A 14,646-nucleotide genomic window follows, 5' to 3' on the forward strand; every position below is an offset into this window, starting at 1 on the left:
GCATAAAAAAAGCCCCGCCAGTTCAGAACTGGCGGGGCTTTTTAATGGCCTTTGGAATTACGCGAGGGGTTTGGACTCGTGTTCTTCCTGGGCTGGTGCCTGAGCGGCAGCTGCAGCAGCTGCAGCCTCTTCACGCTTGCGGCGACGTACTTCGCGCGGGTCGTTAGGTGCGCGACCATTGCTTGGCAGGGTGACGGCAGCCGGAGCGGCAACCACTACTTCTACCACTTCAGTCGTCACAACCGCTTCAACCGGAGCTGGTTGCTGAGTGACTACGGTCTCGACCACAGCTTCAACGGCTACCACTTCAGGCGCGGCAGGTTCTGCTGCGGCGACAGGTGCAGGCTCTGCAACTGGCTCGCGAACTACACGGGCTTCCCTGACAGGTGCTGGCGCTTTTTCGAAGACTGGAGTCTCGATAACTGCTGTTTCAACGGCAGTAGCTTCAACAGTTGCAGTTTCGACTGTCCGGGTTTCTACCGCAGCTTCGATGACAGGCTCGGGGGCCGCAACAACTGGGGCTTCTACCATTGGAGCAGGTTCGGCTACAGGCTGTGCTTCTTGAACCGGTGCCACTTCAACTTCAGGTGCCTTGACCAGTTCGATCGGCGTTACGGCTTCTACAGCCGGCGCTTCAACAACGGTAGCTTCTACTGCAGCTGTTTCTACCGCGCCAGTTTCAACAACAGGGGCGTGAGCAACAGGTGCCTCGACAGCAGCAGTCACTTCCTGCGCTGCTTCAACAGCCACTACGGTTTCAGCCGGGGCTGATTCCTGGGTTGCTTCAGTTGCGCGTTCGGCTTGCTGGTGAGCCTGGGCTTCAGCAGGTGCGCTGATGGTCTGGCTGGCAACCACTTCGGTCACGGCTTGAGCAACAGCTACTTCAGTGGTAATTGCAGGAGCGTTTTGGGCGATGCCTTCTTCGCTGTTCTCTTCCGAGCCTTCAATCACGTCGCCGTTGGCGTCACGCTGACGTTCACGACGGTTGCTGCGACGACGCTGACCACGGGAGCGGCGACGTGGGCGATCGCCTTCGGCGTTGTCCTGGTTCTCGTCCTGGGATTGCTCTTCGCCGGACAGTACTTCTTCGTCTTCGGCAGCGGCTACAACCTGCTCTTCACGTGGAGCGCGTTCTTCGCGAGGGGCGCGAGGCTGGCGTTCTTCACGAGGCGGGCGCGGTGCGCGCTCTTCAGTTACGGCTGCGACAGCAGCAACGGCTGGCGCTGCGTCCAGTGGTTCGCGCAGTTCGCGTACGCGCTCTTCACGGCCTTCGCCACGAGGTTTGCGATCTTCACGTGGTGCGCGGGGTGCACGCTCTTCACGCGGTGGACGCGGTGCGCGTTCTTCGCGAGGAGCTTGGGCCACAACCGGTGTTTCTTCGCGAGGCGAGCGCTCTTCACGTGGTTCGCGAGCAGCACGTTCTTCACGTGGTGCACGCTCTTCGCGCGGTTTGCGTTCTTCGTCACGGCGACCGTTGCGGTTACGGCTTTGCTGGCGGCCGTTGCGACGCTCTTCGTTACGTGCCGGGCGCTCGGTGGCAACTGGTTTCTCAGTTACGGCTGGCGCTACAGGCGGCTCTTCCTTGGTGGCGAAGAGGCTGACCAGCGACTTGACCAGGCCCTTGAACAGGCTTGGCTCGGAGATGGTGGCAGCAGGTGCCGGTGCAACCGGTGCAGCGGCGGCTTCGGTTGGAACCGGTGCCGAGGTGCGTGGCGGTGCTGTTTTAACCGCGGCTTCCTGGCGAACCAGGGTGCGGGTGGCAGCAGCCGGCTGAACTTCTTCCACTTCAGCAGCAGCGGCAGCAATTTCATAGCTGGACTGGTTGGTGTGGGCTTCCGGGCTGTCGTCGCGCAGACGCTGAACTTCGAAGTGCGGCGTCTCGAGGTGATCGTTCGGCAGGATGACGATACGGGCACGGGTGCGCAGTTCGATCTTGGTGATCGAGTTGCGTTTTTCGTTCAGCAGGAACGCGGCAACCGGGATTGGCACTTGAGCGCGCACTTCGGCAGTGCGGTCTTTCAGGGCTTCTTCTTCGATCAGGCGCAGGATGGCCAGCGACAGCGACTCAACATCACGGATGATGCCGGTGCCGTTGCAGCGCGGGCAAACGATGCCGCTGCTTTCACCCAGGGATGGACGCAGACGCTGGCGGGACATTTCCAGCAGGCCAAAGCGCGAGATACGGCCTACTTGAACGCGGGCACGGTCTGCTTCCAGGCATTCGCGGACTTTTTCTTCCACGGCGCGCTGGTTTTTGGCAGGGGTCATGTCGATGAAGTCGATGACGATCAGGCCGCCGATGTCGCGCAGGCGCAACTGACGGGCGATTTCTTCGGCTGCTTCAAGGTTGGTTTGCAGTGCGGTTTCTTCGATATCGCTGCCTTTGGTGGCGCGGGCCGAGTTGATGTCGATGGACACCAGGGCTTCGGTCGGGTCGATAACGATAGAGCCGCCGGAAGGCAGTTCAACGACGCGCTGGAAAGCGGTCTCGATCTGGCTTTCGATCTGGAAACGGTTGAACAGCGGAACGCTGTCTTCGTAGAGTTTGATTTTGCTGGCGTACTGCGGCATCACCTGGCGGATGAAGGTCAGTGCTTCGTCCTGGGCTTCAACGCTGTCGATCAGTACTTCGCCGATGTCCTGGCGCAGGTAATCGCGGATAGCGCGGATGATCACGTTGCTTTCCTGATAAATCAGGAATGGCGCGGAGCGATCCAGCGAGGCTTCTTTAATGGCGGTCCACAGTTGCAGCAGGTAGTCGAGGTCCCACTGCATTTCTTCGCTGCTGCGGCCTAGGCCGGCAGTACGTACGATCAAGCCCATGTCAGCAGGGGCGATCAGGCCGTTCAGCGCTTCACGCAGTTCGTTGCGCTCTTCACCTTCGATGCGACGGGAGATGCCGCCAGCACGCGGGTTGTTAGGCATCAGCACGAGGTAGCGGCCGGCGAGGCTGATGAAGGTGGTCAGGGCTGCGCCTTTGTTGCCACGTTCTTCTTTCTCGACCTGCACGATAACTTCCTGGCCTTCGCTCAGGACGTCCTTGATGTTTACGCGGCCTTCAGGCGCTTTCTTGAAGTACTCGCGGGAGATTTCCTTAAGTGGCAGGAAGCCGTGGCGCTCAGAGCCGAAATCGACAAAGGCAGCCTCAAGGCTTGGTTCGATGCGAGTAATACGGCCTTTGTAGATGTTGGCTTTCTTCTGCTCGCGTGCACCCGACTCGATGTCCAGGTCATAGAGGCGTTGGCCATCTACCAGTGCAACGCGCAACTCTTCAGGTTGAGTTGCGTTAATCAGCATTCTTTTCATGTTGTACCGTCGGTTTCCGGGCTACCGGAAACGGCGTTCGGCACACACGACTTCTCAAGGTCGGTGTCAGGTGCGTCAGGAGCAGTTGGCCACTCCTGTGTCCAGCGAGGCTCGACCCCAGGGGGGGCGAAGTCGCGACTTACGCTTCCTGCTTGCTGTGGTGCTTAAAGCACCTTTTAAGCAAAAGTCTGGTCAAGAGGAGGAATCAACCGGCGGCTGTGGACGAGATGAAGCGTCTTGATAAAGCCTATTGCTACACAGTCCGGCGGTTGTGCATCTCCACCCTACACGTATCCGTGATAATTCGGGTGCTGCCGCGCGCAGAATCCGCAGCGGGTTGGCATTTACCGTGTTCTCCAAAAGGGGAGTTCACGCATCATGGCTAATAAAGGCAATGTTTCTGAGACATTCGCCCGCAAAATCCGAAGCTGACTGCACTTTGTGAACTGGCCGTGAATATCGGCATAAAAGGCGAGTTTTCACTCTGCATTTCAGGCTCGCTTCAGGCCTCATGTCACCTGCGCTTGTTACAACTCCAGGCGTTGCGTATGCAGCGAAAGCCCCGTGGGACGGCCTCGCGTCCTTGTTAAGAGCGTTGGTCAGGGCCGGTGATACACCGTTAATCCTCTGTCCAGGCCGCTTTTGGCGGCGTTCGCGACTATAGCAGCAATGATTAAGTGCTTCAATTCCATAAAAAATTGTTATCATCCGCGGCATGACGACGACTACCCCCCCGACCCCCAGCGTCCAGCTGCTTGAGGTCTCGCCGGAATATGCCGGCCAACGCATCGACAACTTTCTACTTGCACGGCTCAAGGGTGTTCCCAAGACCTTGATTTACCGCATTTTGCGTAAAGGCGAAGTGCGTGTGAACAAGGGGCGGATCAAACCCGAGTACAAGCTGCAGGCGGGCGATATCGTGCGCGTGCCGCCGGTTCGCGTGCCCGAGCGCGACGAGCCGGTGCCTGTGGCGCAGGGTTTGCTGCTGCGCCTTGAAGCGGCCATTGTCTATGAAGACAAGGCGCTGATTGTATTGAACAAGCCCGCGGGTATTGCCGTGCATGGCGGCAGTGGCCTGACGTTTGGCGTGATTGAAGCCTTTCGTCAGATGCGTCCCGATGCCAAGGAACTGGAGTTGGTGCATCGCCTGGACCGCGACACGTCCGGGCTGTTGATGATTGCCAAAAAGCGCAGCATGTTGCGCCACTTGCATGAAGCGCTGCGCGGCGACGGTATCGACAAGCGCTATATGGCGCTGGTGCGTGGCAACTGGGCGGCTTCGATCAAGCAGGTGCGTGCGCCGCTGATGAAGAGCAATCTGCGTTCCGGCGAGCGCATGGTTGAAGTCAACGAAGAAGGCAAAGAGTCGGTCACCGTGTTCAAGGTGCTGCGCCGCTTCGGTGATTTTGCAACCATGGTTGAAGCCCGGCCGATCACTGGCCGTACTCACCAGATCCGCGTGCACACCCTGCATGCCGGGCACTGTATTGCGGGTGATACCAAATACGGAGATGAAGGGTTCTCCAAGGAGATCCGTGACCTGGGCGGCAAGCGACTGTTCTTGCATGCCTACATGCTGACGGTGCCGATGCCCGATGGCAGCGAAATGAAGTTCCAGGCCCCTGTTGACGAAATGTGGGCCAAGACCGTGGAGCGACTGAGTGTCCCCTACTGAGTACAAACTGCTGATCTTTGACTGGGATGGCACGCTGGCTGACTCCATCGGTCGTATTGTCACTGCGATGCAGGTTGCAGCGCAACGTGCGGGTCGCCCTGAGCGCGATGCACCTGCGGTCAAGGGGATTATCGGACTGGGATTGCCTGAGGCGATTCAGACGCTTTACCCCGATATGACGGCTGAGCAGGTTGTTGCCTTTCGTCAGCACTATGCCGATGTATACATCGCCATAGATGCCGAGCCTTCGCCGTTGTTTGCCGGGGTCAGGGAATCGCTTGAAGCGTTTCGTGAGCAGGGTTATCGCCTGGCGGTTGCGACGGGCAAGGCGCGTCGCGGGCTTGATCGCGTGCTCAGGGCTCACGGCTGGGAAGATTTTTTCGATATCACCCGTGCGGCGGATGAGACGGCAAGCAAGCCTGATCCCTTGATGCTGAACCAGATTCTGGCCCACTGCGATGTGCGTCCGGAGCAGGCATTGATGGTGGGTGATGCTTCCTTTGATTTGCTGATGGCGCGCAATGCGGGTATCGACTCTGTTGCGGTAGGCTATGGTGCTCAGTCAATGGAGCGCTTGCTCACGTTTGAGCCCAGGTTGGCAATTGACAGTTTTCCCGAGTTGCGCGCCTGGCTGGATCGTCAGGTTTATTAAAGTCTTTGCTGGGGTAGTGCATGGTTGATCAATGGAAAGCGCCCTCTGAGGCTGAGCAGGCTGTCGGTGATGACAAGAGCTGGAAGCTGCTGGAAAAAACCTTGCTGGCGGGTATTCAGGAGCAGCGCCGTGCGCGCCGCTGGGGCATCTTCTTCAAGGCGCTCACGTTCTGCTACTTGATCGGGGTGTTGATGCTGTTTACACCGCTGCTGAGTGTGGAGCGAAGTGCGATCAGTGGCTCGGGTTATACCGCGCTGATTGATGTGCGTGGTCCGATTGCCGACAAGGAACCGGCCAGTGCCGACAACCTGGTCACCAGCCTGCAGGCTGCGTTCGAAGATCCACGGGTCAAGGGCGTGGTGTTGCGCATCAACAGTCCTGGTGGCAGCCCGGTGCAGTCGGGTTATGTCTACGATGAAATCCGTCGTTTGCGCGGCCTGCACCCCGATACCAAGGTGTATGCGGTGATCTCGGATCTGGGGGCTTCCGGCGCTTATTACATTGCCAGTGCTGCGGATGAGATCTACGCCGACAAGGCCAGTCTGGTGGGTTCGATTGGCGTGACGGCGGCAGGCTTCGGTTTTGTCGGCGCAATGGACAAGCTGGGTATTCAGCGTCGCGCTTACACGTCGGGCGAGCACAAGGCATTTCTGGATCCGTTTGAACCTGAAAAGCCGGACGAAACCAAGTTCTGGCAGGGCGTTCTGAATGTGACGCATGAGCAGTTCATTGCCAGTGTCAAGCAGGGGCGCGGCGATCGCCTGAAGGATAAGGAGCACCCGGAGTTGTTCTCGGGGCTGGTCTGGACGGGTCAGCAAGCGCTGCCGCTGGGCTTGATCGACGGGCTGGGCAATGCCAGTTCGGTTGCCCGTGATGTAGTCGGTGCAAAAGAGCTGGTGGATTTCACGGTCCAGGAATCGGCTTTCGACCGCTTCTCGAAAAAACTCGGTGCGAGCGTGGCTGAGCAGTTGGCGATGTGGATGGGCTTTCAGGGGCCGACTCTGCGCTGATTGATTGATGTTAAAAAAACCGGCCTGAGAAGGCCGGTTTTTTTATGCGTCAGGGAATGGCGATGCCCTCGGCGAGCAGCATGTCGACTAATCGGATGAGCGGTAGCCCGACCAGGCTGGTGGCGTCATCGCCTTCGGTGCGTTGAAACAGGCTGACGCCCAGACCTTCGGCCTTGAAGCTGCCGGCACAGTCGTAGGGCTGTTCTGCGAGCAGGTAGCGCTGGATCTGTTGTGCGCTGAGTGTGCGCATATGTACGGTAAAGGGGATGCAGTCGGTCTGGTGGTGCCCTGTCTGGCTGTTGAGCAGGGTCAGGCCGGTCAGGAAGCTGACGCTGGCACCGCTGGCGCTCATCAGTTGCTGGTGCGCCTTGTCGTAGGTGTGGGGTTTGCCTATGATCTGCCCGCCGAGCACGGCGACCTGGTCGGAGCCAATGATCAGATGGTTTGGGTGGCTGGTGGCCAGTGCCCGGGCTTTCTCCAGGGACAGGCGTTTGACCAGTTCAATGGCAGTCTCGCCAGGGCGATGGCTTTCGTCGATGTCAGGCGAGCTGCAGTTGAAAGGCAGGCGCAGGCGAGCCAGTAAATCACGGCGATAAACCGAGCTTGAAGCAAGTAATAAAGGCAGCATGCGCGACTCCTGTGGTGGGCCGAGGATTCTAACGGGCGTACGGGATGTCGCACAGGCACAATTTCCTTTGACAGGTGAGGGGGTCGTCCCTAGAATGCTGCGCCTATGTTGAATGACCCGATTCCACCTCACGTTGACCCGCGCAAATTAGCTGATCGTGGCACTACCCTCCAAGGTGAAGTGCTGCTGGCTGATTTGGAGAGACTCTGCGACCCGCTTTCCGATACTCTCGGAACGGTCCAGGCGAAGTTTATTTTTGAACGAGATGAACGTAGATCTGTGGTCATCCACAGCTCTATCGACACCGAGGTCAAAATGGTTTGCCAGCGCTGTCTTGAGCTGGTCACCCTGCCGATCCACAGCGAGTGCAGTTATGCTGTGGTGAAAGAGGGTGCAAATACCCAGTCGTTACCGCAAGGTTATGACGTGCTGGAACTGGGCGAAGATCCTTTGGATCTGCTGGCACTGATCGAGGAAGAGCTTTTGCTTGCCTTGCCCATTGTGCCTGCTCATCATCCGGAAGAATGCCAGCAGCCGGCGGGTCTCGATGAGCCCGATCCAGGCGAGGACGAGGTAACGCGGTCCAACCCGTTCAGTGTATTGGCGCAGTTAAAGCGTGACCCAAACGTTTAGGAGTTAATTAATTATGGCTGTTCAGCAGAACAAAAAATCCCGCTCTGCCCGTGACATGCGTCGTTCGCACGATGCTCTTTCGGCTAGCACTCTGTCTGTAGAAAAAACCACCGGTGAAATTCACCTGCGTCACCACGTATCGCCAGAAGGCGTATACCGTGGTCGTAAAGTGATCGACAAGGGCGCTGACGAGTAATCACTTGTCCGCTCAGGTCATCGCGATCGACGCAATGGGCGGGGACTTCGGTCCCCGCAGCATTGTTCAGGCTTCTATTGCTTGCCTGTCTGCTACCCCCTCGCTGCATCTGGCCCTCGTCGGTCAACCCTCCATACTTGAAGAACTGATCGCAGGCCATTCGGCTGTGGATCGCGCGCGCCTTACCATTACTCCCGCATCAGAAGTCATCGCCATGCATGAGCGGCCTTCGCACGCCTTGCGCGGCAAGCCTGACTCGTCAATGCGTGTTGCGCTGGAGTTGTTGCGTGATGGCAAGGTGCAGGCGTGTGTGAGTTCCGGCAATACCGGTGCGCTGATGGCGCTGTCGCGGCATGTGCTCAAGACCTTGCCGGGGATTGACCGTCCGGCGATGGTGGCGGCGGTTCCGACCCAGGCCGGCTACTGTCAGTTGCTGGATCTGGGAGCCAATGTCGATTGCACGGCTCAGCAGTTGTTCCAGTTTGCGGTGATGGGGTCTGTGGCGGCGCAGGCGCTGGGTGTGCCTCGTCCGCGGGTTGCCTTGCTCAATATCGGCACCGAGGACGTCAAGGGTAATCAGCAGGTCAAGGAAGCTGCGGCCTTGTTGCAGGCAGCGACGGGGTTGAATTACATCGGGTTTGTCGAGGGTGATGGGGTGTACCGTGGAGAGGCCGATGTTGTGGTGTGTGACGGGTTTGTAGGCAATATCATGCTCAAATCCAGCGAAGGCCTGGCCACGATGATTTCGGGTCGGCTGGAGGCGGTCTTCCGGCGCACGCTGTTCAGTCGGTGCGTGGGCGCGCTGGCGTTGCCCTTGATGCGGCGTTTGCAGGCTGATCTGGCGCCTGCGCGGCATAATGGCGCGAGTTTTCTCGGGTTGCAGGGCATTGTTGTCAAAAGTCACGGTTCGGCAGGTGCTCAGGGCTTTCAGAGTGCGATAGAGCGCGCATTGATTGAAATCCATGAAGACCTGCCAAAGCGTTTGTATGGACGCCTTGAAGGGTTGTTGCCGTAGGCGTTTTGCCGCGCGAGTGCTTAAATGTGACCGCTCGGTCCAATCAGCCATCCAACTGTCAGTTTCTTGCGCCCGCTACGGCAGGGCGTCAATTCTCCGACGACAAGATCATTAGGGGCTTGTTACATGTCTACATCCCTCGCATTCGTCTTTCCAGGGCAGGGTTCGCAGTCCCTCGGCATGTTGGCCGAGCTGGGCGCGGCTCATCCGCTGGTCATTGATACGTTCAAAGAAGCTTCCGATGCTCTGGGTTACGACCTGTGGGCGGTGACCCAAGAGGGTCCGGCAGAAAAACTGAACAGCACTGATGTTACCCAGCCAGCCATTCTGACAGCCTCGATCGCCTTGTGGCGTCTGTGGCTGGCCGAAGGCGGCAAGCGCCCGGACTTCGTTGCAGGCCACAGCCTGGGCGAGTACAGCGCGCTGGTGGCTGCCGAGTGCCTGACGCTGGCCGAAGCGGTCAAGCTGGTAGAGCGCCGCGGTCAACTGATGCAAGAAGCAGTGCCGGCCGGGCAGGGCGCCATGGCGGCGATCCTGGGGCTGGACGATGCTGTTGTCCTGCAGGCCTGTGCCGAAGCGGCGCAGGGTGAAGTGGTCAGCGCGGTGAACTTCAACTCGCCAGGCCAGGTCGTGATTGCAGGCGCCAAGGCAGCTGTCGAGCGTGCCATGGAGCTGTGCAAGGCTGCAGGTGCCAAGCGTGCCTTGCCGCTGCCGGTCAGCGTACCGTCGCACTGTGAGCTGATGCGCCCGGCGGCTGAGCGTTTTGCTGAGTCCATCGAAGCCATCGACTGGAAAATGCCATCGATCCCGCTGGTGCAAAACGTCAGTGCCGGTGTTGCAGCCGATCTGGACACCCTCAAGCGCGACTTGCTTGAGCAGCTGTACAAGCCTGTGCGCTGGGTTGAGTCGGTTCAATGCCTGGCGGCCAACGGCCCGGTTGAATTGGTTGAGTGCGGTCCGGGCAAGGTCCTGGTCGGCATCAGCAAGCGTTGCGCCGAAGGCGTGACGACCCACAACTTGAATACCCCGGATGCCTTCGCTGCCGCACGCGCGGCACTGGTCTGAATTAGGAGAAGCCTGCATGAGCTTGCAAGGTAAAGTTGCATTGGTAACAGGCGCAAGCCGTGGCATTGGCCAGGCTATCGCGCTGGAATTGGGTCGTCAGGGCGCCGTTGTCATCGGCACCGCGACTTCGGCTTCCGGTGCTGAGCGCATTGCTGCCACCCTGAAAGAAAACGGTATCCAGGGTACCGGCATGGAACTCAATGTCACCAGCGATGAATCAGTCGCGGCGGTGTTGGCCAGCATTCAGGAACAGTTCGGTGCGCCGGCGATTCTGGTCAATAATGCCGGTATCACCCGCGATAACCTGATGATGCGCATGAAAGATGGCGAGTGGCATGACGTTATCGATACCAACCTGAACAGTCTGTTTCGTCTGTCCAAGGGTGTTTTGCGCGGCATGACCAAGGCCCGTTGGGGACGAATTATCAGTATTGGCTCTGTTGTGGGTGCCATGGGCAACGCAGGCCAAGTAAACTATGCCGCTGCCAAGGCCGGCCTCGAAGGTTTCAGTCGTGCGCTGGCGCGTGAAGTGGGCTCGCGCTCGATCACCGTCAACTCGGTAGCACCAGGGTTTATCGATACTGATATGACCCGCGAGCTGCCAGAAGCACAGCGTGAAGCCTTGCAGGCACAGATTCCGCTGGGCCGCCTGGGCCAGGCACAAGAGATCGCCAGTGTGGTCTCTTTCCTGGCTTCGGACGGTGCAGCTTACGTGACTGGAGCTACAATTCCGGTCAACGGCGGGATGTACATGAGTTAAATGTGACGGATTGCTTCAAAAAAATGTCATACGAGCTGTCTAAAATCCGTTATAAAGCTGCAATCTTTTTATAGGCAGCTGGTTGTTGTGAGATGAGTGCAAAGCTTTCAGTTGAAAAACCGAAAAGCCTTTCGATACACTTGCCCACTGGCCAGCTGCCTGAATTTGTCCATTAGGAGTGAAAACAAGGTATGAGCACCATCGAAGAACGCGTCAAGAAAATCGTAGCCGAGCAACTGGGCGTTAAAGAAGAAGAAGTGACCAATGCCGCTTCCTTCGTTGAAGACCTGGGTGCCGACTCCCTTGACACCGTTGAGCTTGTGATGGCTCTGGAAGAGGAATTCGAGACTGAAATTCCTGACGAAGAAGCTGAAAAGATCACTACTGTACAAGCGGCTATCGATTACGTTACTAGCCACCAGGCGTAATAGTTTGTAATCGTTGCTTGCTGTCATGGAAAAACCGCACTGCCGCTCTGGCGTGCGGTTTTTTCTTTAGGTGTGATGCAAAGTGTCGTCAATAGAAAAAGGAGAGTGCTGTGTCGCGTAGACGCGTCGTAGTCACCGGTATGGGGATGTTGTCGCCACTGGGTGCGGATGTACCAAGCACCTGGCAAGGCATTCTGGCAGGCCGAAGTGGCATTGGTCTGATCGAACACACGGATCTTTCTGCCTATTCCACCCGTTTTGGCGGCTCGGTACAGGGCTTTAATGTTGAGGATTACCTCTCCATCAAAGAATCCCGAAAACTTGACCTGTTTATTCAATACGGTCTGGCAGCCGGGTTTCAGGCTGTGCGCAATTCCGGCCTGGAAGTCACGGACGCCAATCGTGAACGCATCGGTGTGGCAATGGGGTCGGGTATTGGCGGTTTGACCAATATCGAAGAAACCAGCCGTACCCTGCATGAGCAAGGCCCGCGGCGGATTTCCCCGTTCTTCGTGCCGGGCTCGATCATCAATATGATTTCCGGTTTTCTGTCTATCCATTTGGGTACACAGGGGCCTAACTACGCCATTGCGACAGCCTGTACCACCGGTACGCACTGCATCGGCATGGCGGCACGCAACATTGCATACGGCGAAGCCGATGTAATGATTGCCGGCGGTGCCGAAATGGCTGCCTGCGGTCTGGGTATGGGCGGCTTTGGTGCCTCGCGTGCATTGTCGACCCGTAATGACGACCCGACACGTGCCAGCCGTCCGTGGGACAAAGGCCGTGATGGCTTCGTTCTGTCTGACGGTGCCGGTGCGCTGGTGCTCGAAGAACTTGAGCATGCCAAGGCACGTGGCGCGACCATCTATGCCGAGCTTATTGGCTTCGGGATGAGCGGTGACGCGTTCCACATGACCTCGCCTCCGGCTGACGGTGCGGGTGCTGCACGCTGCATCACCAATGCCTTGCGTGATGCGCAGATCAGCCCTGATCAAGTGCAGTACATCAACGCCCACGGTACCTCGACCCCTGCCGGTGACCTGGCAGAAGTCTCGGCGATCAAGTCGGTGTTCGGCGACCACGCCTACAACCTGGCCGTGAGCTCGACCAAGTCCATGACTGGTCATTTGTTGGGTGCGGCGGGCGCGGTTGAGGCGATCTTCAGCGTGCTGGCGATCAACAGCCAGATTGCACCGCCGACCATCAACCTCGATGAGCCTGATGAGGGCTGCGATCTGGACTTCGTACCGCACACAGCGCGCGAAATGCCGATCGATGTCGTGTTGTCCAACTCCTTCGGGTTTGGCGGTACCAACGGCTCGCTGGTTTTCCGCCGGTACGCCGAGTGATGCAAAGCTGGGTCGACGGTCAACCGGCGAACGCTCTGGCGTCGCTTAAAGACCGTGGGCTGGCCTATGGCGATGGTCTGTTTGAGACCATCGCCGTCAAGGCCGGGCAACCCTTGCTGCTGGAGCTGCATCTGCAGCGTCTGGCGCTGGGTTGCTCCAGGCTGGCGATTGCTGCGGATCAGGCCTTGATTCGCAGCGAGTTGCTGGCTTATGCGCAAGCGATGGGCGAGGGCATCCTCAAGCTCATCCTGACCCGTGGCGATAGCCTGCGTGGTTATGGCGCGTCCCCCGAGGCCAAGCCTCGAAGAATCCTGCAAGCCAGTCCGGCTGCGGCTTACCCTGATGCCTACGGGCAGCAAGGTATTGCGCTGTTTGACTGTGCCACCCGTTTAGCCGAGCAACCGCTGTTGGCGGGGCTCAAGCACCTCAATCGACTCGAACAGGTGATTGCGCGTTCCGAATGGCAAGACCCGGCCTACGCCGAGGGCTTGATGCGCGACACCTCGGGCCGGGTGATTGAGGGGGTGTTCAGCAATCTGTTTATGGTGCGCGACGGGGTTTTGATGACTGCCGACCTGCACCGTTGCGGCGTGGCCGGCGTGATGCGGGCTGCACTGCTGGCTGCGGCCGAACGGCTGTTCATCCCTTGTCATGTCACTGACATCAGCCTTGCGCAGCTGCAGCAGGCCGATGAACTCTTCCTCTGTAACAGCGTGTATGGCGTTTGGCCCGTACGCGCATTTGCAGACCTGAGCTGGCCGGTGGGGCCACTCACCCGTAAACTGCAAGGCATTGCTCGCACCCTATTGGATGTTTGATTCGTGAAACGTAAATTCTTGGTGCTGCTGGAGACAGGTCTGGTGCTGGCGGGCTTGCTGCTGGGCGCCAGTGCCTGGAAGCTCAATTCGGCGCTGGATCAACCCCTCAACCTGACGCAAGAGCAATTGCTCGACGTACCGGCTGGCGCCACGCCGACGGGCACGTTCAATCGTCTGGAAGCCGACGACATTCTGAACGACGCGTTCTGGTTGCGTTTGTACTGGCGCTTCAATCTTGAGGGCCAGCCCCTGCACAGCGGTGAATACCGCATGACCCCCGGCATGACGGCCCAGGACCTGATTGGCCTGTGGCAACGTGGCGAAGTGGTGCAATACAGCCTGACCCTGGTCGAAGGCTGGAACTTTCGTCAGGTACGCAGTGCCTTGGCCAAACATGAAAAAATCGAACAGACCCTCGACGGTCTAAGCGACAGCGAGGTCATGGAAAAACTCGGTCATCCGGGTGTATTCCCCGAAGGCCGATTCTTTCCTGACACCTATCGCTTTGTGCGCGGCATGACCGATGCCCAACTGCTCGAAAAAGCCTACGACCGGCTGGAAAAGGTTCTGGCCCAAGAGTGGGAACAGCGCGCGCCTGATTTGCCGTACACCGGGCCTTATCAGGCTCTGATCATGGCCTCGCTGGTCGAAAAAGAAACCGGCGTGCCCCAGGAACGTGGGCAGATTGCCGGGGTTTTTGTACGTCGTATGAATATCGGCATGCCGCTGCAAACCGATCCAACGGTGATCTATGGTTTGGGCGAACGTTACAACGGCAAGCTGACCCGGGCCCATTTGCGTGAGCCTACGCCTTACAACACCTACACCATCCCCGGCTTGCCGCCGACGCCGATTGCCATGGTAGGGCGTGAAGCGATTCACGCGGCCTTGCACCCGGTCAGTGGCTCCAGCCTGTACTTTGTGGCCAAGGGTGATGGTAGCCACACGTTTTCCGATGATCTGGATGCTCACAACAGCGCCGTGCGCGAGTTCCAGATCAAGCGCCGGGCAGATTACCGTTCGAGCCCTGCGCCGACCCCTGCTGCCGAGCCGGCGAGTACCCCGGTCGAGCCGCAAGGCCCGAAAGACACTGATTAAGGATTGC

14 protein-coding genes are annotated in these 14,646 nt (G+C 58.6%); 12 read left to right on the forward strand and 2 right to left on the reverse strand.

Annotation, left to right across the window (positions count from 1 at the left end):
* Nucleotides 1–57: 57 nt before the first annotated feature.
* Entirely contained in the window at nucleotides 58–3,306 is a 3,249-nt protein-coding gene (rne, locus tag BLW11_RS10370; protein ID WP_479552722.1) for a ribonuclease E, read from the reverse strand.
* Nucleotides 3,307–4,021: 715 nt separating this feature from the next.
* Here rne and rluC point away from each other — a divergent pair.
* From rluC to BLW11_RS10385, 3 genes are read left to right on the forward strand one after another with little or no spacing between them, the layout of a single operon-like run.
* Nucleotides 4,022–4,981, forward strand: a complete 960-nt coding sequence (gene rluC, locus BLW11_RS10375) for a 23S rRNA pseudouridine(955/2504/2580) synthase RluC (RefSeq protein WP_048358808.1) — start codon at nucleotides 4,022–4,024, stop codon at nucleotides 4,979–4,981.
* Nucleotides 4,968–5,633: an HAD-IA family hydrolase gene (locus BLW11_RS10380; protein ID WP_048358807.1), complete on the forward strand. Its 666-nt coding sequence runs from the start codon at nucleotides 4,968–4,970 to the stop codon at nucleotides 5,631–5,633. Before rluC ends, BLW11_RS10380 begins: the two co-directional genes overlap by 14 nt.
* Nucleotides 5,634–5,653: 20 nt before the next feature.
* Nucleotides 5,654–6,643, forward strand: a complete 990-nt coding sequence (locus BLW11_RS10385) for a S49 family peptidase (protein WP_048358806.1) — start codon at nucleotides 5,654–5,656, stop codon at nucleotides 6,641–6,643.
* Between the two features lie 49 nt (nucleotides 6,644–6,692).
* Here the strand turns inward: BLW11_RS10385 and BLW11_RS10390 are convergent, their stop codons facing one another.
* On the reverse strand, nucleotides 6,693–7,271 hold the full coding sequence (locus BLW11_RS10390; protein ID WP_048358805.1) for a Maf family protein: 579 nt from the start codon (nucleotides 7,269–7,271) through the stop codon (nucleotides 6,693–6,695).
* Between the two features lie 105 nt (nucleotides 7,272–7,376).
* Between BLW11_RS10390 and BLW11_RS10395 the strand changes: the two genes are divergently transcribed.
* The 9 genes from BLW11_RS10395 (at nucleotide 7,377) to mltG (ending at nucleotide 14,639) form a co-directional block, all read left to right on the forward strand.
* On the forward strand, nucleotides 7,377–7,904 hold the full coding sequence (locus tag BLW11_RS10395; protein ID WP_048358804.1) for a YceD family protein: 528 nt from the start codon (nucleotides 7,377–7,379) through the stop codon (nucleotides 7,902–7,904).
* A gap of 13 nt (nucleotides 7,905–7,917) precedes the next feature.
* Nucleotides 7,918–8,100, forward strand: a complete 183-nt coding sequence (gene rpmF, locus BLW11_RS10400; protein ID WP_003442519.1) for a 50S ribosomal protein L32 — start codon at nucleotides 7,918–7,920, stop codon at nucleotides 8,098–8,100.
* Nucleotides 8,101–8,104: 4 nt separating this feature from the next.
* Nucleotides 8,105–9,115, forward strand: coding sequence for a phosphate acyltransferase PlsX (gene plsX, locus BLW11_RS10405; RefSeq protein ID WP_048358803.1), 1,011 nt, complete (start codon nucleotides 8,105–8,107; stop codon nucleotides 9,113–9,115).
* A gap of 126 nt (nucleotides 9,116–9,241) precedes the next feature.
* Nucleotides 9,242–10,180: an ACP S-malonyltransferase gene (gene fabD, locus BLW11_RS10410; protein ID WP_048358802.1), complete on the forward strand. Its 939-nt coding sequence runs from the start codon at nucleotides 9,242–9,244 to the stop codon at nucleotides 10,178–10,180.
* Between the two features lie 16 nt (nucleotides 10,181–10,196).
* Nucleotides 10,197–10,940, forward strand: a complete 744-nt coding sequence (gene fabG / locus BLW11_RS10415) for a 3-oxoacyl-ACP reductase FabG (RefSeq protein WP_048358801.1) — start codon at nucleotides 10,197–10,199, stop codon at nucleotides 10,938–10,940.
* Nucleotides 10,941–11,131: 191 nt separating this feature from the next.
* Entirely contained in the window at nucleotides 11,132–11,368 is a 237-nt protein-coding gene (gene acpP, locus BLW11_RS10420; protein WP_016779952.1) for an acyl carrier protein, read from the forward strand.
* A gap of 110 nt (nucleotides 11,369–11,478) precedes the next feature.
* Complete coding sequence (gene fabF, locus BLW11_RS10425) at nucleotides 11,479–12,723, forward strand: beta-ketoacyl-ACP synthase II (RefSeq protein WP_048358800.1); 1,245 nt, start codon at nucleotides 11,479–11,481, stop codon at nucleotides 12,721–12,723.
* The gene (pabC, locus tag BLW11_RS10430; protein ID WP_048358799.1) at nucleotides 12,723–13,541 is read left to right on the forward strand and encodes an aminodeoxychorismate lyase; all 819 of its coding nucleotides are present in this window, start codon (nucleotides 12,723–12,725) and stop codon (nucleotides 13,539–13,541) included. The genes fabF and pabC overlap by 1 nt, the downstream gene beginning before the upstream one ends.
* Nucleotides 13,542–13,544: 3 nt before the next feature.
* The gene (gene mltG, locus BLW11_RS10435) at nucleotides 13,545–14,639 is read left to right on the forward strand and encodes an endolytic transglycosylase MltG (RefSeq protein WP_048358798.1); all 1,095 of its coding nucleotides are present in this window, start codon (nucleotides 13,545–13,547) and stop codon (nucleotides 14,637–14,639) included.
* Nucleotides 14,640–14,646 lie beyond the last annotated feature (7 nt).

The organism is Pseudomonas deceptionensis (genome assembly GCF_900106095.1).
Classification (GTDB): Bacteria; Pseudomonadota; Gammaproteobacteria; order Pseudomonadales; family Pseudomonadaceae; genus Aquipseudomonas; species Aquipseudomonas deceptionensis.

What these genes read in the sequence shown, in the direction of transcription:
- rne (WP_479552722.1), bottom strand. Translation starts at nt 3,306, where the DNA reads ATGAAAAGAATGCTGATTAACGCAACTCAACCTGAAGAGTTGCGCGTT.
- rluC (WP_048358808.1), top strand. Translation starts at nt 4,022, where the DNA reads ATGACGACGACTACCCCCCCGACCCCCAGCGTCCAGCTGCTTGAGGTC.
- BLW11_RS10385 (WP_048358806.1), top strand. Translation starts at nt 5,654, where the DNA reads ATGGTTGATCAATGGAAAGCGCCCTCTGAGGCTGAGCAGGCTGTCGGT.
- BLW11_RS10390 (WP_048358805.1), bottom strand. Translation starts at nt 7,271, where the DNA reads ATGCTGCCTTTATTACTTGCTTCAAGCTCGGTTTATCGCCGTGATTTA.
- BLW11_RS10395 (WP_048358804.1), top strand. Translation starts at nt 7,377, where the DNA reads ATGTTGAATGACCCGATTCCACCTCACGTTGACCCGCGCAAATTAGCT.
- rpmF (WP_003442519.1), top strand. Translation starts at nt 7,918, where the DNA reads ATGGCTGTTCAGCAGAACAAAAAATCCCGCTCTGCCCGTGACATGCGT.
- fabD (WP_048358802.1), top strand. Translation starts at nt 9,242, where the DNA reads ATGTCTACATCCCTCGCATTCGTCTTTCCAGGGCAGGGTTCGCAGTCC.
- fabG (WP_048358801.1), top strand. Translation starts at nt 10,197, where the DNA reads ATGAGCTTGCAAGGTAAAGTTGCATTGGTAACAGGCGCAAGCCGTGGC.
- acpP (WP_016779952.1), top strand. Translation starts at nt 11,132, where the DNA reads ATGAGCACCATCGAAGAACGCGTCAAGAAAATCGTAGCCGAGCAACTG.
- pabC (WP_048358799.1), top strand. Translation starts at nt 12,723, where the DNA reads ATGCAAAGCTGGGTCGACGGTCAACCGGCGAACGCTCTGGCGTCGCTT.